This window comes from Pseudomonas sp. GW822-FHT02G04 (genome assembly GCF_058802085.1).
Map to the genome: position 1 here is coordinate 291,209 of NZ_JBXANU010000006.1, position 22,755 is coordinate 313,963.

General features: G+C 58.5%; 17 protein-coding genes. 12 read left to right on the forward strand and 5 right to left on the reverse strand.

What is annotated here, in order from left to right:
- Window positions 1-50: 50 nt before the first annotated feature.
- Window positions 51-3,365 (reverse strand): ATP-binding protein, encoded by a 3,315-nt coding sequence (locus tag AC1RO5_RS11445; protein ID WP_493174952.1) that lies wholly within the window; start codon window positions 3,363-3,365, stop codon window positions 51-53.
- 277 nt (window positions 3,366-3,642) lie between these two features.
- On the opposite strand from AC1RO5_RS11445, the gene AC1RO5_RS11450 reads away from it, so the two are divergent.
- The 11 genes from AC1RO5_RS11450 (at window position 3,643) to AC1RO5_RS11500 (ending at window position 15,353) form a co-directional block, all read left to right on the forward strand.
- Window positions 3,643-5,568: an MAC/perforin domain-containing protein gene (locus AC1RO5_RS11450; RefSeq protein WP_493174953.1), complete on the forward strand. Its 1,926-nt coding sequence runs from the start codon at window positions 3,643-3,645 to the stop codon at window positions 5,566-5,568.
- A gap of 106 nt (window positions 5,569-5,674) precedes the next feature.
- Entirely contained in the window at window positions 5,675-6,523 is an 849-nt protein-coding gene (locus AC1RO5_RS11455; RefSeq protein ID WP_493174954.1) for a hypothetical protein, read from the forward strand.
- 284 nt (window positions 6,524-6,807) lie between these two features.
- Window positions 6,808-7,389, forward strand: coding sequence for a YjfI family protein (locus AC1RO5_RS11460; RefSeq protein WP_007933673.1), 582 nt, complete (start codon window positions 6,808-6,810; stop codon window positions 7,387-7,389).
- Between the two features lie 24 nt (window positions 7,390-7,413).
- Window positions 7,414-8,112 (forward strand): PspA/IM30 family protein, encoded by a 699-nt coding sequence (locus tag AC1RO5_RS11465; protein ID WP_493174955.1) that lies wholly within the window; start codon window positions 7,414-7,416, stop codon window positions 8,110-8,112.
- A 218-nt stretch (window positions 8,113-8,330) separates the two neighbouring features.
- A complete protein-coding gene (locus AC1RO5_RS11470; protein ID WP_493174956.1) occupies window positions 8,331-8,894 on the forward strand; it encodes a rhomboid family intramembrane serine protease in 564 nt (187 codons plus the stop codon).
- 71 nt (window positions 8,895-8,965) lie between these two features.
- Complete coding sequence (locus AC1RO5_RS11475) at window positions 8,966-10,000, forward strand: ion channel (RefSeq protein ID WP_493174957.1); 1,035 nt, start codon at window positions 8,966-8,968, stop codon at window positions 9,998-10,000.
- Window positions 9,987-10,667 (forward strand): DUF2491 family protein, encoded by a 681-nt coding sequence (locus AC1RO5_RS11480; protein WP_493174958.1) that lies wholly within the window; start codon window positions 9,987-9,989, stop codon window positions 10,665-10,667. The genes AC1RO5_RS11475 and AC1RO5_RS11480 overlap by 14 nt, the downstream gene beginning before the upstream one ends.
- A gap of 14 nt (window positions 10,668-10,681) precedes the next feature.
- Complete coding sequence (locus AC1RO5_RS11485; protein WP_018925663.1) at window positions 10,682-11,110, forward strand: DUF350 domain-containing protein; 429 nt, start codon at window positions 10,682-10,684, stop codon at window positions 11,108-11,110.
- 19 nt (window positions 11,111-11,129) lie between these two features.
- Window positions 11,130-11,858, forward strand: coding sequence for a DUF1190 domain-containing protein (locus tag AC1RO5_RS11490; RefSeq protein WP_493174959.1), 729 nt, complete (start codon window positions 11,130-11,132; stop codon window positions 11,856-11,858).
- Between the two features lie 12 nt (window positions 11,859-11,870).
- Window positions 11,871-13,028: a glutathionylspermidine synthase family protein gene (locus tag AC1RO5_RS11495; protein WP_493174960.1), complete on the forward strand. Its 1,158-nt coding sequence runs from the start codon at window positions 11,871-11,873 to the stop codon at window positions 13,026-13,028.
- A 120-nt stretch (window positions 13,029-13,148) separates the two neighbouring features.
- The gene (locus tag AC1RO5_RS11500; protein ID WP_493174961.1) at window positions 13,149-15,353 is read left to right on the forward strand and encodes an OsmC domain/YcaO domain-containing protein; all 2,205 of its coding nucleotides are present in this window, start codon (window positions 13,149-13,151) and stop codon (window positions 15,351-15,353) included.
- A gap of 73 nt (window positions 15,354-15,426) precedes the next feature.
- On the opposite strand, the gene AC1RO5_RS11505 is transcribed toward AC1RO5_RS11500, so the two are convergent.
- Complete coding sequence (locus tag AC1RO5_RS11505) at window positions 15,427-15,948, reverse strand: single-stranded DNA-binding protein (RefSeq protein ID WP_007933689.1); 522 nt, start codon at window positions 15,946-15,948, stop codon at window positions 15,427-15,429.
- A 9-nt stretch (window positions 15,949-15,957) separates the two neighbouring features.
- Complete coding sequence (locus AC1RO5_RS11510; protein WP_007933690.1) at window positions 15,958-17,355, reverse strand: MFS transporter; 1,398 nt, start codon at window positions 17,353-17,355, stop codon at window positions 15,958-15,960.
- 180 nt (window positions 17,356-17,535) lie between these two features.
- Here AC1RO5_RS11510 and uvrA point away from each other — a divergent pair, with 180 nt between their 5' ends.
- Window positions 17,536-20,370, forward strand: a complete 2,835-nt coding sequence (gene uvrA, locus AC1RO5_RS11515) for an excinuclease ABC subunit UvrA (RefSeq protein WP_007933691.1) — start codon at window positions 17,536-17,538, stop codon at window positions 20,368-20,370.
- 74 nt (window positions 20,371-20,444) lie between these two features.
- Here the strand turns inward: uvrA and bfr are convergent, their stop codons facing one another.
- Window positions 20,445-20,909 (reverse strand): bacterioferritin, encoded by a 465-nt coding sequence (bfr, locus tag AC1RO5_RS11520; RefSeq protein ID WP_007933692.1) that lies wholly within the window; start codon window positions 20,907-20,909, stop codon window positions 20,445-20,447.
- Window positions 20,910-21,058: 149 nt separating this feature from the next.
- Entirely contained in the window at window positions 21,059-22,513 is a 1,455-nt protein-coding gene (locus tag AC1RO5_RS11525) for a catalase (protein ID WP_493174962.1), read from the reverse strand.
- Window positions 22,514-22,755 lie beyond the last annotated feature (242 nt).

Genomic DNA, 22,755 nt, shown 5'->3' on the forward strand with positions numbered 1-22,755 from the left:
GTCCGAGGCGACTCATTTCGAATTGAGCAGACCAACAGCCCGGCCAGGCCTCAGGATGGCAACGCCAACCTCTTCATCAACCTGGGCATGGTCGCCACGTACCCGAGCGGCACCGACTCACGCTGCAGCACTCGCAGCGTTTGCTCACTGCGCCGATCTCCGGCCTGCAACCATTGACCGGCCACCTTGATCAAGCCCGCATGGTGACTGACCCAAGGGCAAGGCGCGGCGTCGGTAACGACGGTCAATTTCTGCCCATGCCGGTCTGCTTGTTCGAAATCGCCGGCCAGCAGGCACACTTCGGCGGCGGCGACATGGAAACGCAGGGCATTGTGAGCCAGGCAAGCTTGAGTGAGCTGAGCTTCGCCCTGTAACAATGCCTGGCGGCTCATCTGCGCATCGTCAATGATCAGCGCCAGGCTGCCGTAGATCCAGGGGCCGATATAGCGCTGCAACTCGAAGCGTTCGACCAGGCTCGCCGCTTCCAGGATCAATGTCTGCGCCAGCCCGCGCTCGCCCCGATGCAACGCCACCCGCGCCAGCCCTTCCAGCAAAATCGCCTCGAAACGGCTGGCGCCAAGGTTGCGAGCAAGCTCCAGCGCGCAGGTCAACTCTTGCTCCGCCGACACGTCCTGACCGCTTGCCACCAGCACCCAGGCGGCGGTCAGCCGCGAGAAAACTTCCGCTCGATGATTGCCGATCCTGCCGCTGCATTCGATGGCATCCGTGGCGTCGCGTAATGCCTGCTCCGGCTGACCCAGATAAAACTGCGCCGATCCGCGCGCGCTGCGATTGCCCGCCTCCACGTGTACCAACTCATTGCGCTCGCACAGGCGTACACATTGATCGAAGACCTCGTAGGCGGTCTGCATGCGCCCTTGTGCGTAGTACGAATCACCGATACCACTCAGGGCCTTGGCCTCGGTTTCCAGATGCCGACCGAGACGCGCAAAGGACAATGCCTCTTCATGCAGCCGGCGACACTCGGCATAGTCGCCGCGCGGGAAATAAATGTTGCCGCGTAGTTGATGCAGTCGGGCAAGCGCCGTGTGTGCCTGCAAGGCCTGGGCGATGGGCAGCATGTTTTCGATCAGGCGCTCTTCCTCGTCCAGGCAATCGAGCGTATTGAGGACCGACGCAAGTCCCAGCGCTGACTCGATCTGATCTTGCGGCTGTTCAGCCAATGCCAACGCCCGCTGAAAATGCTCCCGTGCTTCAACGGTCTGGCCCAGGCCTGAACACGCCTGGCCGGACAACAAAGCGAGCGGGAAACTGGTGCGCACGCGCTCGACAAACACCGCGCATTGACGCGCCAATGCGAGAACGCTGTCGTACTGACAGGCGAGTCGTTTTTCATTCATGGCGGCCAACAGCGCGTCGAATGCCGATGGATCGTTGGCCCGAAGCAAATGCTGGGCATGGAGGACCCGGTCGCGCTCGCGGTAGAGACTTGCCACTTCACGGTGCAACTGTTCACGAAGGACCGTGGGCATCGCATCGTAGAGACAGTGCATGACCAAATCGTGGACAAACTGGTAGCTTCCTGGCTCGACTTCCCGCAGCAGCCCCTGGCGCATATCCGCCGTCGGAAGATAGTCGGGCTGCCCCAGCGCTTCGCGCCAGAGCGTCAGTTCGAAGCGATTACCCAGGACAGCGGCGAAATGCAGGGCGCGACGTTGGTCAGGGGCCAGCTTGTCAAAGCGGGTCTGGACCAAATGCCGCAGGCTGTCGGGGAAAACGCCCTCCTGGCTCGACAACAGTTGCGTCAGGTACAGCGGATTGCCCTGGGCGCGCGTCACGCAGTCAGCCCGGTAGCGCGGGTCGACATCGGTGAATTGATCCGCCAGGACGGTGGCCTCACGTGCCCGAATCGGTGCGATGTCGAGCAGGCTCATGGGGTTGGAAGAGTGCGCGCGGATTTCGCTTTCCAGCGGGTCGCCTTCGGGACGGGACGTCAGCAGCCAGACCACCGGCGCTTCGTCCGTGGCGTTGAGCAGTTTGCCCAACATCGCAAACAGCGTGACGTCGCCCCAGTGCAGGTCTTCGAGGCAGATCAACAAGGGTTGTTGCACCGCGATTCGCAGCAACACCTCAAGCAAGGCGTGGAACAGCCCTTGGGTGCGGGCCTGGTTGCTCATCGCGGCATACAAAATGGGCGGCTCGGCAGACGACACGCCCATCAGCACCTGAAGGAACATTCGATGCTCGGGGGCCACTTTCAGGCGGGACAACGCGGCCTCCAATTGTGACGCACTGGTCGGGGACGATCCGCCCAGGCCGAGCAGACTGCTCACCAACTGCCCCAAGGGCCAGAGACTGTTGTCCATGCCGAAATCCAGCACATCGCCGCGATGGCAGGCGAATCCACGCTGCCGGGCCATTTCGAAAAATTCGCTGACCAGGCGGGTCTTCCCAATACCCGCCATACCGCGCACGTAGACCACATGTCCGTCCTGGCATTCCTGCGTGGCCTCAATCACTCCCTTGAACTGCAACAACTCAATCGCCCGCCCCACCAATGGACGAAGCGCATTTTCGTCGAGGTTGCGCAGGCGCAGGCATTTTCGATACGCGTAAAACTCATCGTCGGTGGGCGAAAACTCAAACCGTGAAGCGAGTTGTTCGAGCAAGTTCTGCGCAACATACACCGGCGCTTGGCCATGGCGATCAGACAGAGGCTTTTGCGCGAGCAAGACGGCGTCGGCGTGCAACTCCGTCGTTTCGGCACTCAAGCGCACGAGCCGCAGCAATAAGGCGTGCCCCGGCTTCACGAAGTGTTCTCGGCTCAGCGCCAGCGCGCATAACAGGCCCCGCTCGCTATCACTGCGATACGCCTGCGGAGAACCGAACTGGGCGATCACGACATCCTGCGTCATACCGAGTAGAACGCCGCCAAACTGACGAACCAGGCGTTCAATTTCAGCCGCGAGCGCCGGAGTGGCCGCTTCTGACAGCACATCGATTCCAAAGGACAGTTCCAGCACATAGCGGATGACAGTGTCATCGGCCTGTTTCAGCGTCTGTTGCGCAAAGGCCGTCTCGTGCAATTCGGTAATCGACTGCTCGATTTCGACCAGGGCCGCCGAGGCTGAATCTACCAACAGCGCGCTCACATCGACCTCGAAGGCCGTGGCCAGGTGACGGGCCGTGCGGTAGAGCACCGGCTTGCCGGTTTCGGCGCGTTTGATAGAGGCGATAGACACGCACAGGTGCCGGTTCAGGCAGGCTTCGGCCAGGGTTTCCTGGCTCAGACCACGCTGTTTGCGCAGCCCTTTCAACGACACGGCATCGAGCAGGACACGGCCGTCGGATACCGAGGCATCGCGCTTGGGCAGGGCCGGATGCGAGTTGTGTCTGGAGTCCATATTGATAGCCCCGGCCGCCCCTTCCACACTGGGCAAGCGCGCCAATGAGTGCACCATTCGATATCGGTAACAGCACTCCCGGGCTCGAGGCCAACGGCAGCCGACCGAGTGTAACTCCACTGCCTCTCCAGCGTTAACGGAAAGATGGCAACTTGCCTGATACCAAACTGATACCGGACTGACACCGCTCTGGACTGTCCGGTTATCACACGCCTCCAGATACTGAATCCCATCAATTGGAACCAATTGATACAACCTGAGCGATGGGAGAAAGGCGATGAACGATGGACTGAAGGGCAACTCGAGCAACGATCCGCGAGATATCGGCGGTTCGCAATTGCTGGGTCGCGGACTGAACCGGCTCGATTGGGCCGGCGAGAGCAAGGAATGCCAGAAAGTCGGTGATACCGAATCGGGCAAGCGTGCGGTGCAGTACAGAAACACGTCTTATAACGTCGGAAAAAACGTCACCATGAGCACCTCCGTCGCCCAGGACAACTACGTCGTCGAGACGTTTTCCTCCCGCGACGAGTATGAAAGACATACCCAGTCGAGTGTCGAAGCCGCTGGCAAATATGGCGCCTTTTCCGCCGGTTTCAAAGCCACCTTCGGCAGCGACATCAAAAAGCTCGAAGAGCGCGAGGCCGCGCTCTACAGTCACACGGTGCGGCTATGGAAACTGACCTTTGAGGTCAACCCGGCCAACGCAACTGACGCCTTCAAGACGCGCATCGCGGAACTGCCCAAGGCCTTTGATCCGCGCGATCCGAAGCCATTTTTCAACTTCTTTGTTGATTTCGGCGCCGATATCGTCAACGAGGTGATCGTCGGTGGCTCGTTGAACTATGCGATGACCGCGCTCAAGACTTATCTCAGCGAGACCAACACCCTCGATGCGATGGTCAAGGCGGAGTACGGCGCCTTTGTCAGCGGTAAAGCTACGACTGAGATCTCGGAAACGGTCAAGAAACACGTGGCCCATCGCAACGCCAACCTGACCACCCAGGGCGGTACGCATTCGATCAATTTCAATGGGGTGGATCCGAGCAACTGCAACGCCGACTTCGGCAAATGGCGTGACTCGCTGCCCGATGATCCCAAGGTCGTGGAGTTGAAAATCGCGCCGGTCTATTGCTTCGTCAAGGAAGGCGACACCCGTACGGCACTGGAACAGGCCTACCAGTGGTACACCAGTTACAAGGCGGAAATCGAGGCGACCTGGCAGGAGTCAGTGGTCGTGCTCGGCCGTTCCGATCGGCAGGCAACCCCCAAAGGCGCGGCGACAGGCCCGGCCCTGCGTATGGTGTTCGTCGATGACAAAAGCAAGGACACCAGCGAAAGCTTTCACTATCCACCCACAGCCAATGCGTCCGCCACGGACTTTGAACAGTTCTGGGATGCACTGGCCCTGCTGCTGAAACAAAAAAGCGGGCACAAGTTGCTGATGGCGACTGAGCGCTGGCCCCGCGACACACGCTACTACCCGACCCGCGCCATGCGTGAAGCCCTGCTGCTCAATGGCGCCAGCGAATCATCGCTCAAACGCTGGGAAACCCTGACCCGGAACATGCAGCCCAACCCTTCGTCCGGCCTGACCTATGTGCTGGCGGGCAACAACTTCGAAGTGCCCGGCGTCGACGGTCTTATCGCCGGTTTTGGTCAACCGGGCAAAGACCTCAATCCAACGGTGAAGATCAAGGCGCGCCTTTCCCACGACTCATTCGGTAAAGTCAAACTGATGCAAACGGAAAAGACCGAGGAAGACCCACGCACCGTGCTGTACATCGTGCGCAACAACACCGGCGACAAACCGGCACTGGCCACCGATCCGCAAAACAAGACCCGCATCGCCATGCAAACGCCGGACAGGCACAACCCCGGGCAATACTGGTACATGCCCGAGCTGGAAAAACCCTACCCTGAAATCAATCATCCGGTGCTGCTGATCAACTACGAGACGGGCACCTGCCTGCAAGGCATGCATGACCAAAACGACTGCCGGCTCAAACCCATCGAACCGGGTCGCCAGCAGGACGACGTGATCTGGGACCGACGCGGCGATGAGGTGTTTCACCTGTTGCTGGTCCATTACTGGATGAATGCCATGTGCCTGACCCAGGTTGAAAAACGCGCCGCCGTCAGGCCTTGGCGCCAACCTCACGGCATGGACTGGCTGCGCGAACAGCATCGTCCGTATAGTTGATGCCGAGCAGACTCAGCCGACCCGGCCCTGGCGTCGGGTCGGCGGGTTTCCCACAGGCGATTGACCGCCTTTCCTGTAGCCCTCTTGCGTGAGTGGTCTATCTACGATGCAAGTCTTCAACTGTGTTCCCTTTATCGGCGACGGCGTGGAAACAGCGCTCGATCCCCGCCAGTTTCCCTATCTGTTCAACGACCATGGGCTAGCGCAGCCCAGTGCTCAGGTGCGCGGCAATCTGATCCCGCTGAGTCCCGAGAACCCTGACCTGTCGCTGGGCGCCAGATATTCCGGCATCAGCTGGAAGGACCGTGAGGTTCCAACGAGCACCGGTTCTTACTGGATCAAGGCGTTCGACTTTCACGCCAGGGAAGTGCGCTACGAACCCATCTGGGCAACGAAGGAAACGGCACAAGCCTTCGGCATGACCCTGCTCGAAAACGGTGAATGCATGCGTTTCGAGTATGACCAACTGATTCTGGGCCAATACACCTATGGCAAATGGGCGGGCCACCAATCTCCTTACCTGGGGCCGGCGCGTCAGCGTGAGCTGCTGACATACAACCCGACCGACCTCGAATATCACAACTTCCCCCACGTGTTTTTTTCCCGTTATGGGCGTTTGCCGCTGGTGATCAGCGTCGCCCGCTGGCGGCCTGCGTCGAGGGAGATTTATCTGGCTGACCTGTGGCTCCGACCCGGTGATGCTTTGGTTCTGCCGCCCAAGCATTACCCCGACATCGCGCCCAGTGACGCGCACGGCGTCGAACACTGGCCGAACGTCGTGGACATGCATGGCAATCGAAATTCAGCCCTCGCTTGCTGGTTCAGTGAGGGCGAAGACAGCCTGTTGACGGAAACCATTCTGGCGAATCCGCAGCTGATGGCCTCTGACGCGGCAAAACCCCACTACCATGAAGAAAAAACCCCCACTCGGCATGAACTGCCGCCTCAGGCATGAATCGAGTGTTGCGCTGCGACTCTATCCGCCAAGGCCAGTAGTGCTTGCACGCTACTGGCCTGCTATTGCCATACACATACACGTCAAAAAATCTCACGCGTGAGCTATTGAGATCCGCAAAAATTGCCTGTAGTGTTTCTCACGCGTGAGTTTTTTTTCACAACGGGATCAGCACCATGAAAAGCAGCTCTCCATCAGATCCGCCTACCGGGTCTGTTACCGATTCAGCGAGCCGCAAGGGAGAGCGCTCGAAACCCTCCGCGAAAAAACCATCGAGCTTTTACATGAAGCAGATGCGCGCGGGCCTGGGTGCCGCCGGCTATGTGAAACACGAGACTTGGGTGCTTCCCGAAAATCGAAGCCTGCTCAAGCAGATGGAGAAACAGCTACGCCAACCGATTCTGGCTGGCTCATTCATGTCGGAGAATTACATGAGCGCAGGTAATAACTGGAACATCGATCGCCTCTACAGCGCCCTTCAGGCCCTCGACGAAGTGGTTGCGAACGAAATCACCCTCTCCCTCGTTCAAGGCTCCGAGTCCAGCATCAAGCTGGAAATGAACGATTTCGGTGGCTTGCCGATTTACATCGCGGTGGTTGGCGATCAGATCATCGTGGATACGGTCCTGGTCGATGTCGAGTCGATCAACGACATCCCGGCCTTCAACGATGCCGTTCTACGCAGCCGGGAAATGTTCCCGCTGTCCTCGATCGGTATCGAGTCCATGCCCAACGGGCAGATCGTTTACAACATGTTCGGCGCACTGAGCTCCGACTCCAGCCTGACCAACGTCGTGACCGAGATCAAAACCCTCGTCGACAACGTCCAGCGCGCCAGCGAAGCCTTTGAACGCTTCTTCAATTAATTATTCGGGAACAGGATATATCCAATGACTCAGTCCATCTGGAGCAAATTGTTCACCGCGCTGCGTGGCGGTGCCAACGAAGTCGGCGAATCGATCGTCGACCAACAGGCCCTGCGCATCCTCGATCAGGAAATTCGCGATGCTGACAGCGCGCTGGCCAACGCCAAGCGTGAGCTGGTCACCATCATGGCCAAGCACAAACTGTCGGCTGACCGCGTCAGCGAGTACAACGCCAAGATCAAGGACCTGGAATCCAAGGCCCTGGCCGCGATCCAGGCCAACCGCGAAGACCTGGCACTGGAAGTGGCCGAAGCCATTTCGACCCTGACCAATGAACTGGATGTCGAGCAAAAGCAGGCCACCGAATTCGGCGGTTACGCGGACAACATGCGCAAAGACATCACCAAGGCCGAAAACCGCATCAAAAGCCTGCGCCAGCAAGTGGACATGGCCAAGGCTCGCGAAAGCGTACAAAAAGCCCAGGTCAGCGCTTCGATCGCCAGTGGCGGCGCCAACGGCAAGCTGGAAACCGCCGTCGGTACGCTGAACCGCTTGCAGGCCAAGCAGCAGCAACGCGCCGCTGAACTGCAAGCCCAGGACGAACTGACCGACGCGTCGACCGGCACCGACCTGGAACGCAAACTGCGCGAAGCCGGCATCACGCCGAACGAAGGCAGCGCCAATGCGATCCTGGAACGCCTGAAGAAAAAATCGGCCGAGTAACCCGGTCAGCCAGTCAGTCAAGCGCACTGACCCTGTGGCGAGGGAGCTTGCTCCCGCTGGACTGCGCAGCAGTCCCTTCTTTTTGGGGATAAGAGGGGCCGCTTCGCGGCCCAGCGGGAGCAAGCTCCCTCGCCACAACTTTACTCAGTGCTTGTTCTATCTCTTAACTGACAGGCATTAATTGATTGCCCTTCTTTACTGCCGAATCGAGTTCAAGGATGGATGCCCTGAAGGGTTTCAAGACAATCGCCGGCCTGGCCATCTTCATGGTTGCGCTGCAACTGCTCAATGTTGCGACCGGCTACAGCCTTAACGCCTTCGGCCTGGTTCCGCGCACCCTGCACGGACTGGCCGGCATCATCACCTCGCCTTTCCTGCACACATCCTTTGCGCACCTGAGCGCCAACCTGATTGCCTTTTTGATCCTCGGCACTCTGGTCATTGTCGAAGGGCTCAACCGGTTCATGGCCGTCAGCGCTATCATCATTTTGCTGGGCGGTTCGCTGATCTGGCTGTTCGGTTTTGCCGGCGTGCATATCGGTGCCAGCAGCTGGGTGTTCGGGCTATGGGCGTACCTCCTGTCGCGCGCCTGGTTCCAGAGGAGCTGGAGCAACCTGATAACAGCCAGTGTCGTAGTCCTGCTCTATGGCGGGCTGATTGTTGGCTTCCTTCCTCGCCGGGGTATTTCTTTTGAAGGGCATATCTTTGGTGCGATCGCCGGGTTTATTGCAGCCAAGGTACTGTTATCTACGCCGCGCAGCAGGTTTAATGCCGTCCGGTAACCGCGCTTGAGCACTCAGACGCCAGAGCGATTACGTCGCCAGGAATGAGCCCCCAAGGAGTCAGGGATGTAATGTCGATTTTCCTTTTATTGCGCGCGTACGCGGCGTCCTTTTTCCATCGCTTCGGCTGGGCCGGCCTGGCCATTGCGCTGGGCGTACACCTGAGCACGGCATATCTGGGGCTGGTGCTTCTGGGCGAGCAACACCTCACCGCCCCCGCCACATTCACCTACTTCTATCTCACCACCACGCTCACCGTCGGCTACGGCGATCTCGCGCCACAGACAGCCGCGGGACGGATTTTCGTGGCTACCTGGGTCATGCTCGGGGGCATTGCGCTGCTGACGGCAGCCATCGGCAAAACCACCAGCAGCGTCATCGATGTATGGAGAAAAGGCATGAAGGGCAAAGGCGATTTCACCGGCAAGGTCGGCCATACCGTTCTCATCGGCTGGGAAGGCGCATCCAGCGAGCGGGTCATTGAATTGTTGCTACAGGACGAAACGTCCAATGACAACCTGATCGTCATTTGCGATTGCGACCTCGAAGAAAATCCCATGCCGGGCAAGGCGGCCTTTATCAAAGGCGAAAGCCTGTCCTCTGCCGCGCTTTTGCTGCGTGCCGGCGTACCTGGCGCCGAACGCGTACTGGTGCGCACCCATTCAGACGATCTGACCCTGGCCACCGTGCTGGCGGTCAATCAACTGAGCCCGGTCGGGCATGTGGTCGCCCACTTCAATGAAAGTGAAATCGCCGCGCTCGCCAGTGCCTACGCGCCCAGCCTGGAATGCACCTCAAGCATGGCCATCGAAATGTTGGTGCGCGCTTCTCAGGATCCGGGCTCATCAGTGGTCATCAATGAATTGCTGTGCGTGGGCCAAGGCGCCACCCAATACCTGATGAGACTGCCCGAAACCTTTGAAGCAACGTTCGGCGATCTGTACGCACAGATGAAAGAACACCACAACGCGACCCTTATCGGCTACCGCGCCAAAGGCGCCCGACAACCTTCGATCAACCCGCCCGGCGCCACTCGCGTCAAGGGCGGCGAACTCTTCTACATCGCCTCCACTCGCCTCAAGGAAATCTCCAATGGGATGGTTTAAACAGTTGCTGGGGCTTGAGGCCCCGAACGCGGGCACGAATACCGATTCGAAATGGACAGCCAACGACAACCTGCCAGTCAACGGCCCGCTGGGCCTGGCAATAGGCAAGGGCGTGATGTTCGACACGACCCTGAAATTGCTGCTCGACGAAAAAACCGCGGTGACCATCCCCGGTTCGCAGCAGATCTGGAGCGCCGGCACCATTGATCTCGGGCAGTCGACCTGGCTGTCGCGCTATTACATGAACGACGAAGACTACTGGCTGCAAGTGCACACCACCGGTGACATCGCCGGGCAGGTCGAGTCAGTGATCCTGTTCAACTACCTCAGCTACGTCACCATCAACAGTGAAGCGGAGCTGCGTCGGCTGGCCGGCCCTCAAAGCCTGATCGGGCTGCCGACCTACACCCACAACGGTGTCGAATACACCCGTGAATGGGGCACCGAGAACGGCCAGACCGAACTGGTGCCGTTGAGCGAACACCTGAAGAATCCGGATGAAACCTACAGCATCGGGCATCGTTCGATGCTGTACGCCCGCGAAACCGGCCTGACCGATCGCCGGGAATTCCTGCTGTTTTCCGTCGAAGAAGACGCCGAAGGCACCATCAGCTTGAGCACTTCGCTGGGTATTTCGCTGTACACCACCGACCTGAACACTTTTTAAAAAGGAAGAAGTCCATGCTTGAAGCGCTCTCCATCTCCCTGAACAAAGCCGCCGTGCTCGGGTTTGTCTTGTACATTCTCGGCGCCGCCGTGCTGTTCGCGCTGTTCCAGTTCATCTACACCCGAATCACACCGCACCGGGAATTCGAACTGATCCGTGCGGGCAACGTTGCAGCCGCAATCGCCCTGGGCGGCGCCATCATCGGTTTCGCCATTCCGGCCAGCAATGTGATCGCCTACTCGATCAGCATTCTGGACTTCGTCGTCTGGGCGGTGATCGCCGCTTTCGTACAACTGCTGGCGTTCCTGGTGACCAGCCTGGTGCTAAAAGGCGCCTCTGAGCGCATCAAGAACGGCGAAATCGCTGCGGGTATCTATGTCGCGGCAGTGGCCATCAGCGTCGGCATGTTGAATGCCGCGTGCATGACCCCTTCCCAGAACTGATTGCGCCTCGGAGATTGCGATGAAACGAAGCAAGTACGTTCAGCTCTCGCTGGCGGCGTCTGTCGCCATGGCCATATCAGGCTGCGGGCCGACGGAAAAAACCTACGAGATCCACAAAAAGTACAATTTCCAGTCCGTTCAGCAGTGCGCCGATGAAAAGCTCCCGGTCGACATCTGTTCTGACGCCTATATGAAGGCCATGGCCCAGCATCGAAGCATTGCGCCGGTGTACGACAACCAGGCTGATTGCGACGCCGACTTTGTTGCCGACTGGTGCCAGCAGGATTCCGCCGGCAAATTCATCCCCAAGCTCGGCGGTTTCGAGCTGAGTGCCGATGGCGAGGTAACGCAGTCCGAAGTGGACGCGGCCAAGGCTAAATTGCCCGCATCGGAAGCGAATGCCGCAGGGTCGGGCTTCTCCGGCAGTAGCCTGCTGACGGGACTGCTGATCGGCAACATGCTCAGCAACAACCGTAACAGTTACTACTCCGAACCGGTCTATCGCTATCGCGATAATCGCGGTGACTACTCGTCCTCGACACTCAGCCAGCGGGTATCGTCAGGTTCAACCTTCAACAGGTCCAATCAGGCGCGTTACGGCAGCAGTAGCAGTTACACCGACACCATCACCCGCAGCAAGCCGGTGTCCGTTGCATCGTCCACCTCTCGCGGTGGTTTCGGTAGCCAGGCCAGCGCACGCAGTGGCTGGGGTGGGTCAAGCAAGAGCTTTGGCGGTTCGAGCAGCTAAGGGAGCAAGGCCATGAAGAAAATCCTCTGCGCCGAGCGTCATGACTGGAAACAGACCGCCGAAAGCCTCGGTTTTCTGTTCCATACCATCGACGACGAACCCTATTGGGACGAGAGCGCGTACTACCAGTTCACGCTCAAGCAGATCGAGAACGACCTCGAAGACCCAACCACCGAGGTTCATGAGATGTGCATGGACCTGGTGGCGCGAGTGGTGCAAAGCGAAGAGTTGCTGGAGCGCCTGAGCATTCCCGCGCCGTTCTTCGACATGGTTCGCACTTCATGGCTCGAAGGCCACCCGCACCTGTATGGGCGCATGGACTTCTCCTACAACGGCAGCGGGCCAGCCAAGTTGCTGGAACTCAACTACGACACGCCGACCAGCCTGTATGAGGCCGCAGCGTTTCAGTGGGGCTGGCTCGAGCAATGCATCGAACGCGGCTTGCTGCCCAGGCATGCCGACCAGTTCAACAGCATCGACACCAAGCTGCATCAGGCCTTTGCTCAACTGCAACTCAAACGGCCTTTCTATTTCGCCTCGATGAAAGACTCGGTCGAAGACAAGGGCACCACCGATTACCTGCGCCTGGTCGCGGAAAAGGTCGGCATCGAGTCGCGGCACATCGATATCGAGGATATTGGCCTCACCAGTGACGGACGTTTCGTCGACCTCGAAGATCGCTGGATCCCTCACCTGTTCAAACTGCATGCCTGGGAGTTCATCTTCCACGAACCTTTCGGCGCTGCAATTGCGCAAAGCGACACACAGTTTTTCGAACCGCCCTGGAAATCGATCATCTCCAACAAGGGCATCCTGCCGCTGCTGTGGGAGTTCAACAAAGGTCACCCGAACCTGCTCGCGGCGCATCTGGACACTGACCCGCGTAAAGCGGTGCCCAAGGGCTGGGTGCGCAAGCCATTCTTCTCACGGGAAGGCGCGAACATTGAGCTGCAAACCGATGACGGTCTGATCGTAAAAGAGGACGGCCCCTACACCGATGCGCCGTTCATCCTTCAGGAATTTGCTCCGCTGCCGAAGTTTGGCGACAGCTACACGCTGATCGGCTCCTGGGTGATCGGGGATCAAGCCGCCGGCATCGGCGTGCGTGAGGACGACAGTTTGATTACCAAGGATTCGAGCCGGTTCTTGCCGCATCTGATACTCGACTGACCCTCCATCGCCCACTAAAAAAGGCCCGGTGTCGACATATCGTCAGACACCCACAAGACTTACTGCGGAAATGCCGGATAATGGCGGCCATTCGTTTAGCCGTTATTCTGGTAATCCCCCATGGAAATCAAGGTCAACTTTCTCGACAACCTTCGACTTGAAGCCAAGTTCGATGACTTCACGGTGGTGGCCGATCAACCTATCCGCTACAAGGGCGATGGCTCGGCACCGGGTCCGTTCGACTACTTCCTGGCTTCGTCGGCGCTGTGTGCGGCGTATTTTGTGAAGTTGTACTGCGACACGCGCAATATCCCCACGGATAACATCCGCCTGTCGCAGAACAATATTGTTGACCCGGAAAATCGTTACAACCAGATTTTCAAGATCCAGGTCGAGTTGCCGGCGGATATTTCCGACAAGGATCGCCAAGGCATCCTGCGCTCCATCGACCGTTGCACCGTGAAAAAAGTGGTGCAAGCCGGGCCTGAGTTTGTGATCGAAGAAGTGGACAACCTCGACGCCGATGCCCAAGCGTTGCTGATGCCTGCTTCCAACTCAGAGGCGAGCACCTATATTGCCGGCAAGGATCTGCCGCTGGAGCAAACCATCGCCAATATGTCGGCCATTCTGGCGGACCTGGGCATGAAGATTGAAATCGCCTCGTGGCGTAATATCGTGCCCAATGTGTGGTCGCTGCATATCCGCGATGCGCACTCGCCGATGTGCTTTACCAACGGCAAGGGTGCGACCAAGGAAGGCGCGTTGGCGTCGGCGTTGGGCGAGTTTATCGAGCGACTCAACTGCAACTTCTTCTACAACGACCAGTTCTGGGGCGAACACATCGCCAACGCAGAGTTTGTGCACTACCCGGACGAGCGCTGGTTCAAGCCTGGCCGTAAGGATGCACTGCCGACCGAAATCCTCGACGAGTACTGCCTGAAGATTTACAACCGCGACGGCGAGCTGCGTGGTTCCCATCTGATCGATACCAACTCAGGCAATGAAGAGCGCGGCATCTGCTCGCTGCCGTACGTGCGCCAGTCGGACGGCGAGGTGGTGTATTTCCCGTCCAACCTGATTGAAAACCTGTTCCTGAGCAACGGCATGAGTGCCGGTAACACACTGGCCGAAGCCCAGGTACAGTGCCTGTCGGAGATCTTCGAGCGCGCGGTAAAACGCGAAATCATCGAAGGTGAATTTGCCCTGCCGGATGTGCCGGCCCACGTGCTGGCGAAGTACCCAGGAATACTGGCCGGTATTCAGGCGCTGGAAGAACAGGGGTTCCCCGTGCTGGTGAAGGATGCGTCCCTGGGGGGTGAATTCCCGGTGATGTGCGTCACGTTGATGAACCCGCGAACCGGTGGCGTGTTCGCCTCGTTCGGCGCGCACCCGAGCCTGGAAGTGGCGCTGGAACGCAGCCTGACCGAATTGCTGCAGGGCCGCAGCTTCGAAGGCCTCAACGACTTGCCCCAGCCGACGTTTGAAGGTCATGCCGTGACCGAGCCAAATAACTTCGTCGAGCACTTTATCGACTCCAGCGGCGTGGTGTCGTGGCGCTTCTTCAGTGCCAAGTCGGATTACGAATTCGTGGAGTGGGACTTCTCCGGCCAGGGTGAAAACTCGAATGCCGAGGAAGCCGCGACCTTGTTCGGCATTCTCAAAGGCATGGGCAAGGAAGTGTACATGGCGGTCTACGAGCATATCGGTGCAACGGCTTGCCGCATCCTGGTGCCGAACTATTCGGAAATTTATCCAGTAGACGATCTGATCTGGGATAACACCAACAAAGCGCTGTTCTTCCGCGCCGACATCCTGAACCTGCATCGCCTGGACGAAGAGGAACTGCAAGCGCTGGTTGAGCGTCTGGTGGAAAGTGAGCTGGACGACTACACCGATATCACCACCTTGATCGGCATCGAATTTGACGACAATACCGCCTTGGGTCAGCTGACGATCCTGGAGTTGAAGCTGCTGATTTATCTCGCCCTACAGCAATTTGAAGAGGCGAAAGAGGCAGTGGAAATGTTCCTGCAGTACAACGACAACACGGTTGAGCGCGGCTTGTTCTATCAGGCCGTGAACGTGGTGCTGGAGATGAAACTGGACGAAGACCTGGAACTGGAAGACTACGAGGCCAATTTCCGCCGGATGTTTGGCAACGAGCGGATGGATGCAGCGATCGGATCGGTGGACGGCAGCGTGCGCTTCCATGGCTTGACGCCGACCAGCATGAAACTGGAGGGGCTCGACAGACACTTGCGTCTGATCGACAGCTACAAAAAACTGCACATGGCGCGGGCCAACATGACTGCTTTATCCAGTTAACAGCGCCAACAAAAAAGCGAAGCCAGATCAATGGCTTCGCTTTCTGTGTGTTACGTATCAAACAGCTGCTTTTTTAGAACGGAATATCGTCATCAAAGCTGTCGAAATCCGGAGCCGGTTGCGGCGCGGCCTGCGGTGGAGCCGGGCGTGACTGTTGCGGTGCCGACTGCTGCGGACGCGGAGCCTGCTGGCGTGGGGCTGGAGCGGATTGCTGGTAGTTATTGCCCCCGCCTTGTTGGTCGCCCTGTTGTGGACGGCCGCCCAGCAGTTGCATGGTGCCTTGCATGTCGACCACGATTTCAGTGGTGTAACGCTTGATACCGTCTTTTTCCCACTCGCGGGTCTGCAGTTTGCCTTCGATGTAGACCTGCGAACCTTTACGCAGGTATTCGCCGGCGATTTCGGCCACTTTGCCGAACATCGACACACGGTGCCATTCGGTCTTCTCGACCTTCTGACCGGTTTGCTTGTCGGTCCACTGTTCGCTGGTCGCCAGACTCAGGTTGGTCACGGCGTTACCGTTAGGCAGGTAGCGAACTTCGGGATCCTGGCCGCAAGTGCCGACCAATATGACTTTGTTAACCCCACGGGCCATAACGTTCTCCTAGGCTACGCACGCTGCCTCGGCCGGGTTGTTCACCAGGCGCTCAAGGGTCGTGCGATCCAATAGTTCTGTGTCCAATTTGATGTAAATCGCCGCTTCATCAGCAACGATCACCGCATCTGTTACCCCTACGACGGCCTTCAGGCGCTCGACCAGACCCGCTTCGCGGATCGCCTCGGGCGACAACGGCAAGCGCAGGCTCGTGACGTAAGGTGGTTCGCGCATGGTAACAGCAAAGGCCAGCCAAAGTGCAGCCAGCCCGGCACATCCCAGGAACACAACCGACAAACCGCCGTGCTGAAACAGCCAGCCGCCGAGGATCCCGCCCAGTGCCGAACCGAGGAACTGACTGGTGGAATAAACCCCCATCGCCGTGCCTTTGCCGCCTGCCGGTGAAACCTTGCTGATCAGCGATGGCAAGGACGCTTCCAGCAGATTGAACGCGGTGAAAAACACCACCGTGCCGATTACCAGAGCCCGCAAGCTGTCGCCGAACTGCCAGAAGAATAGCTCAGTGAGCATCAGCGTCACGACGGCGCCGAGTAAAACTCGTTTCATTTTGCGTTTCTTCTCGCCGTAGATAATGAACGGGATCATGGCGAAGAAGGAAATCAGCAGCGCGGCCAGGTACACCCACCAGTGCTGCTCCTTGGGCAAACCGGCTTTTTCGACCAGCGCCAGGGGCAATGCAACGAAGCTCGACATCAACATCGCGTGCAACACAAAAATGCCCAGGTCCAGGCGCAGCAGGTCCGGGTGCTTGAGCGTCGGTATCAGCGCCTGACGCGCGACGCCGGACTCGCGGTGCTGCAATGGCCCGGTGGCGCGCGGCACCATGAACATCACGATGACGATGCCGAGCAGTGCCATCGCGCCGGTGGCGAAGAACAATCCGGACAGGCCGAAGGCACGGGTCAGCAACGGTCCTACAACCATGGCGACAGCGAAAGACAGACCGATCGTCATGCCAATCATGGCCATGGCTTTGGTCCGATGCTGTTCCCGGGTCAGGTCCGACAGCAACGCCATGACCGCCGCGGAAATCGCCCCGGCGCCTTGCAGGATGCGTCCGGCGATGACGCCCCAGATCGAGTCGGCATTGGCCGCCAGCACGCTACCCAGGGCGAAGACGATCAGCCCCAGGTAAATCACCGGACGTCGACCGATGCGGTCGGAAATGAAGCCAAAGGGAATCTGAAAAATCGCCTGGGTCAGGCCGTAAGCGCCAATCGCCAACCCGATGAGGGCCGGGGTCGCGCCCGCCAGGTCCATCCCATAGGTCGCCAGCACCGGCAACACCATGAACATGCCAAGCATACGGAAGGCGAACACCAGGGCCAGCCCGCTTGCCGCGCGGGTCTCACTGCCACTCATGCGTTCGCTGTGGGGATCGTGCATGGAAAAACCTCATGTGAACCGGCGGCGATTCTACCAGTCCCATCGATTGACGGGGTACATCGCGACGCTTTGACGCGCAGCTTTCATGTATGGCTGCGATGCCCTCATTCGATAGTGTGCATCCATCCAGTATTTGGCCGTATACTCCTACGTTTTCGACGCCCGCCGAGCGAGGCCACTTTGGACAAGATCCTGATTCGTGGGGCCCGAACCCACAACCTGAAGAACATCGACCTGACCCTGCCACGGGACAAACTGATTGTTATCACCGGCCTGTCCGGATCCGGCAAGTCGTCCCTGGCCTTCGATACGCTGTACGCCGAAGGCCAGCGCCGCTATGTCGAATCGCTGTCGGCCTACGCCCGGCAGTTCCTGTCGATGATGGAAAAACCTGACGTCGACACCATCGAAGGTCTGTCGCCAGCGATCTCCATCGAACAGAAGTCGACCTCGCACAACCCGCGCTCGACGGTCGGCACCATTACCGAAATCTACGACTACCTGCGCCTGCTTTACGCTCGCGTCGGTATTCCGCGCTGCCCGGACCACGACATTCCGCTGGAAGCCCAGACCGTCAGTCAGATGGTCGACCTGGTGCTGGCGCAACCGGAGGGCAGCAAATTGATGCTGCTGGCCCCGGTGATCCGCGAGCGCAAGGGCGAACACCTCTCGGTCTTCGAAGAATTGCGGGCCCAGGGTTTTGTGCGGGCCCGGGTCAACGGCAAGCTCTGTGAGCTGGACGAATTGCCGAAGCTGGATAAACAGAAGAAGCATTCGATCGACGTCGTGGTCGACCGCTTCAAGGTCCGCGCCGATCTGCAACAGCGCCTGGCCGAATCGTTCGAGACCGCGCTGAAGCTGGCGGACGGTATCGCGCTGGTGGCGCCAATGGACGACGAGCCCGGCGAAGAAATCATCTTCTCCGCACGCTTTGCCTGCCCGATCTGCGGCCATGCCATCAGCGAGCTGGAACCCAAGCTGTTTTCCTTCAACAACCCGGCCGGCGCCTGCCCGACCTGCGATGGCCTGGGGGTTAAACAGTTCTTTGACACCAAACGACTGGTGAACAGCGAACTGACCTTGGCCGAAGGCGCGATCCGCGGCTGGGACCGGCGTAACGTCTATTACTTCCAGATGCTTGGCTCGCTGGCCGCCCACTACAAGTTCAGCCTCGAAGTGCCGTTCAACGAACTGCCGGCCGATCAGCAGAAATTCATCCTGCACGGCAGCGGCTCGCAGAACGTCGACTTCAAGTACCTGAACGACCGTGGCGACATCGTCAAACGCTCGCACCCGTTCGAAGGCATCGTGCCGAACCTGGAACGCCGCTACCGCGAAACCGAATCGGCTTCGGTCCGTGAAGAACTGGCCAAGTTCCTCAGCACCCAGCCTTGCCCGGATTGCCGTGGCACCCGTCTGCGTCGCGAGGCGCGGCACGTGTGGGTTGGCGAGAAGACCTTGCCAGCGGTGACCAACTTGCCGATCGGCGATGCCTGCGAATACTTCGGCGTGCTGAAGCTGACTGGCCGCCGCGGCGAAATTGCCGACAAGATTCTCAAGGAAATCCGTGAGCGGCTGCAGTTTCTGGTCAATGTCGGTCTCGACTACCTGTCGCTGGATCGCAGTGCCGATACGCTGTCCGGCGGTGAAGCCCAGCGTATCCGCCTGGCCAGCCAGATTGGCGCCGGCCTGGTGGGAGTTCTGTACATCCTCGATGAACCGTCAATTGGCCTGCACCAGCGGGACAACGACCGGTTGCTGGGCACCCTCAAGCATCTGCGGGACATCGGCAACACGGTAATCGTGGTCGAGCACGACGAAGACGCGATTCGTCTGGCTGACTATGTGGTGGACATCGGCCCGGGCGCAGGTGTGCACGGCGGGCATATCGTCGCCGAAGGGACGCCGGACGAAGTCATGGCTCACCCTGATTCGCTGACCGGCAAGTATTTGTCGGGCCGAGTGAAGATCGCTGTTCCAGCCAAACGCACCCCTCGTAACAAGAAGTTGTCGTTGTCCCTAAAGGGCGCTCGCGGCAACAATTTGCGCAATGTCGATCTGGAGATTCCGATCGGTCTGCTGACCTGCGTGACCGGCGTGTCCGGCTCGGGCAAATCGACGCTGATCAACAATACGCTGTTCCCTTTGAGCGCTACCGCACTCAACGGGGCAACGACCCTGGAAGCGGCAGCTCACGACAGCATCAAGGGTCTTGAGCATCTGGATAAAGTCGTCGACATCGATCAGAGCCCGATCGGTCGCACGCCGCGCTCCAACCCGGCGACCTACACCGGGTTGTTCACGCCGATTCGCGAGTTGTTCGCCGGCGTACCGGAATCCCGCTCCCGCGGTTACGGACCGGGGCGTTTCTCCTTCAACGTGAAGGGCGGACGCTGTGAAGCCTGCCAGGGCGACGGCCTGATCAAGGTGGAAATGCACTTCCTGCCGGACATCTATGTCCCGTGCGACGTCTGCAAGAGCAAGCGCTACAACCGCGAAACCCTGGAGATCAAGTACAAGGGCAAGAGCATCCACGAAACCCTCGAAATGACCATCGAGGAAGCCCGGGTGTTCTTCGACGCGGTTCCAGCCCTGGCGCGCAAGCTTCAGACGTTGATGGACGTAGGTCTTTCCTACATCAAGCTGGGGCAATCGGCGACGACGCTGTCCGGTGGTGAAGCCCAGCGGGTGAAACTGTCCCGCGAGCTGTCCAAGCGCGATACCGGCAAGACCCTGTACATCCTCGATGAACCGACTACCGGCCTGCACTTCGCGGATATCCAGCAACTGCTCGACGTGTTGCATCGTTTGCGCGACCACGGCAATACCGTGGTGGTAATCGAGCACAACCTGGATGTGATCAAGACTGCTGACTGGCTGGTGGACCTGGGGCCGGAAGGCGGTTCCAAAGGCGGCCAGATCATCGCCGTCGGTACGCCGGAGGATGTGTCGGAGATGAAGCAGTCGCATACTGGCTATTATCTCAAGCCACTGCTGGCTCGCGACAAGGCCTGAATCAGGCCCATGAAAAAGCCCCTGTCACTTTGTTGGTGACAGGGGCTTTTTTGTGCGTCGTCGGCCTAAAAAGATCAGAACTGCGATTGCAGGTAATTCTCCAGACCGATCAACTTGATCAAACCCAGCTGTTTCTCCAGCCAGTAGGTGTGATCTTCCTCGGTGTCGTTCAGCTGAATGCGCAGGATCTCGCGGCTGACGTAATCCTTGTGCAGTTCGCAAAGCTCAATGCCTTTGCACAGCGCGGCACGAACTTTATATTCCAGACGCAGGTCAGCGGCGAGCATGTCCGGGACGGTGGTGCCGACATCGAGATCGTCTGGACGCATGCGCGGCGTACCTTCGAGCATCAGGATCCGACGCATCAGGGCGTCAGCATGCTGCGCCTCTTCTTCCATCTCGTGGTTGATACGCTCGTAGAGCTCGGTGAACCCCCAGTCCTCGTACATCCGCGAATGGATGAAATATTGATCACGCGCTGCCAGTTCGCCTGTCAGCAACGTGTTGAGGTAATCGATTACGTCTGGGTGACCTTGCATCGCCCTACATCTCCCTGCTTGAAAGTCTGTAGTTTGAACCAAGCTGACCCGAAGGTCACTCGCCTGACGCAATAAAAGCAAAGATATTCTGAGAAAAGCGGTTTAAATAACGCAAAAACCGCCCAAATGAGGGCGGTTCTGCTTATCGTTTAGACTACGTTAAGCTGTTTGCCTAACAGCGTTGCGATTCCATCTCCATACGCGGGATCAGCCTGGTAGAAATACGGCAAAACCCGGGTGATAACATCATCTGAGACACCGCTCATGGAATCTGCGATGTTTCTGATCAGCAGCGATTGCTGCGCGGGGGTCATCAGTCGGAACAAATCACCGGCATAGCTGGTGTAATCCCGGTCTACACGATGATCATGACGATCAGCAACGCCATTTAGCGGCAGTGACGGCTCGTCGTAACCTGGATCCTGTTTCGGCGCATTCGGATAGCTGTTTGGCTCGTAGTTGGGCGCGCCAGTGCCGTAATTGCCATACGCCATGGCACCATCACGCTGATAGGTATTCACCAGGTTGCGCGGTGCGTTCACCGGCAGTTGCTGGTGGTTGGTCCCCACGCGGTACCGATGCGCATCAGCGTAAGCGAAGATCCGACCTTGCAGCATGCGATCCGGCGAGAAGCCGACGCCAGGCACGATATTGCTCGGAGCGAGGGCAGCTTGTTCCACCTCGGCGTGGTAATTGACAGGATTGCGGTTCAACTCCAGCACACCGACTTTGATCAGTGGAAAGTCTTGTTGAGACCAGGTCTTGGTGACATCAAAGGGGTTATCAGCGTGGCTGGCTGCCTGAGCCTCGGTCATGATCTGCATGCATACCTCCCACCTCGGAAGATCCCCGCGCTCGATGGCATTGAACAGGTCACGCTGGGCGTAATCCGGATCAGTACCCGCAAGTTGCGCCGCGACTGCTGGATCGAGGTTTTTGATGCCTTGTTGGGTCTTGTAGTGCCATTTAACCCAGTGACGAACGCCTTGGGCGTTGATCAGGCTGAAGGTGTGGCTGCCGAATCCGTGCATGTGCCGGTAGCCATCGGGAATACCCCGATCGGACATCAGGATAGTGATCTGATGCAGCGCTTCCGGCGACTGCGACCAGAAGTCCCAAACATTCTGCGGGCTTTTCAAATTGGTGTGCGGGTCACGCTTTTGCGTGTGAATGAAGTCGGGGAACTTCAGCGGATCGCGAATGAAGAACACTGGCGTATTGTTGCCAACGACGTCCCAGTTACCTTCTTCGGTATAGAACCGCAGAGCGAAACCACGCGGATCTCGTGCGGTGTCAGCCGAACCGCGCTCACCACCCACGGTGGAAAAACGCAGGAAGGTCGGAGTCTGCTTGCCTACCGTCGAAAACAGGGCTGCTCTGGTGTACTGAGTGATGTCATGGGTGACGGTGAACGTGCCGTAAGCACCGGAGCCCTTGGCGTGTACACGACGCTCCGGGATGTTTTCACGGTTAAAGTGCGCCAGCTTTTCTATCAGGTGAAAATCCTGGAGCAACAGCGGGCCTCGAGGACCGGCGGAAAGGGAGTTCTGATTATCAGCGACAGGTGCGCCGCTGGCGGTGGTCAACGTCTTGTTTTGGCTCATTTTGATCTTCTTCCTCTATCAATTTTGATATGCCGGCTAATCGGCTTGAGGGGAAGTATTAATCTTCTATATGAACGCTACCAATGCATTAATCTGTAGGCCTCAATAGGAAATAACTAACAATAATTTCCCCCTGTCTATAATGCAGACCTAGACAGCATAGAAGCTTGTATGCGTGGCGCATTTTTTATAGACACAAAAAACCGGGCACTAGGCCCGGTTCTTTGTTTCAGACTGACGTC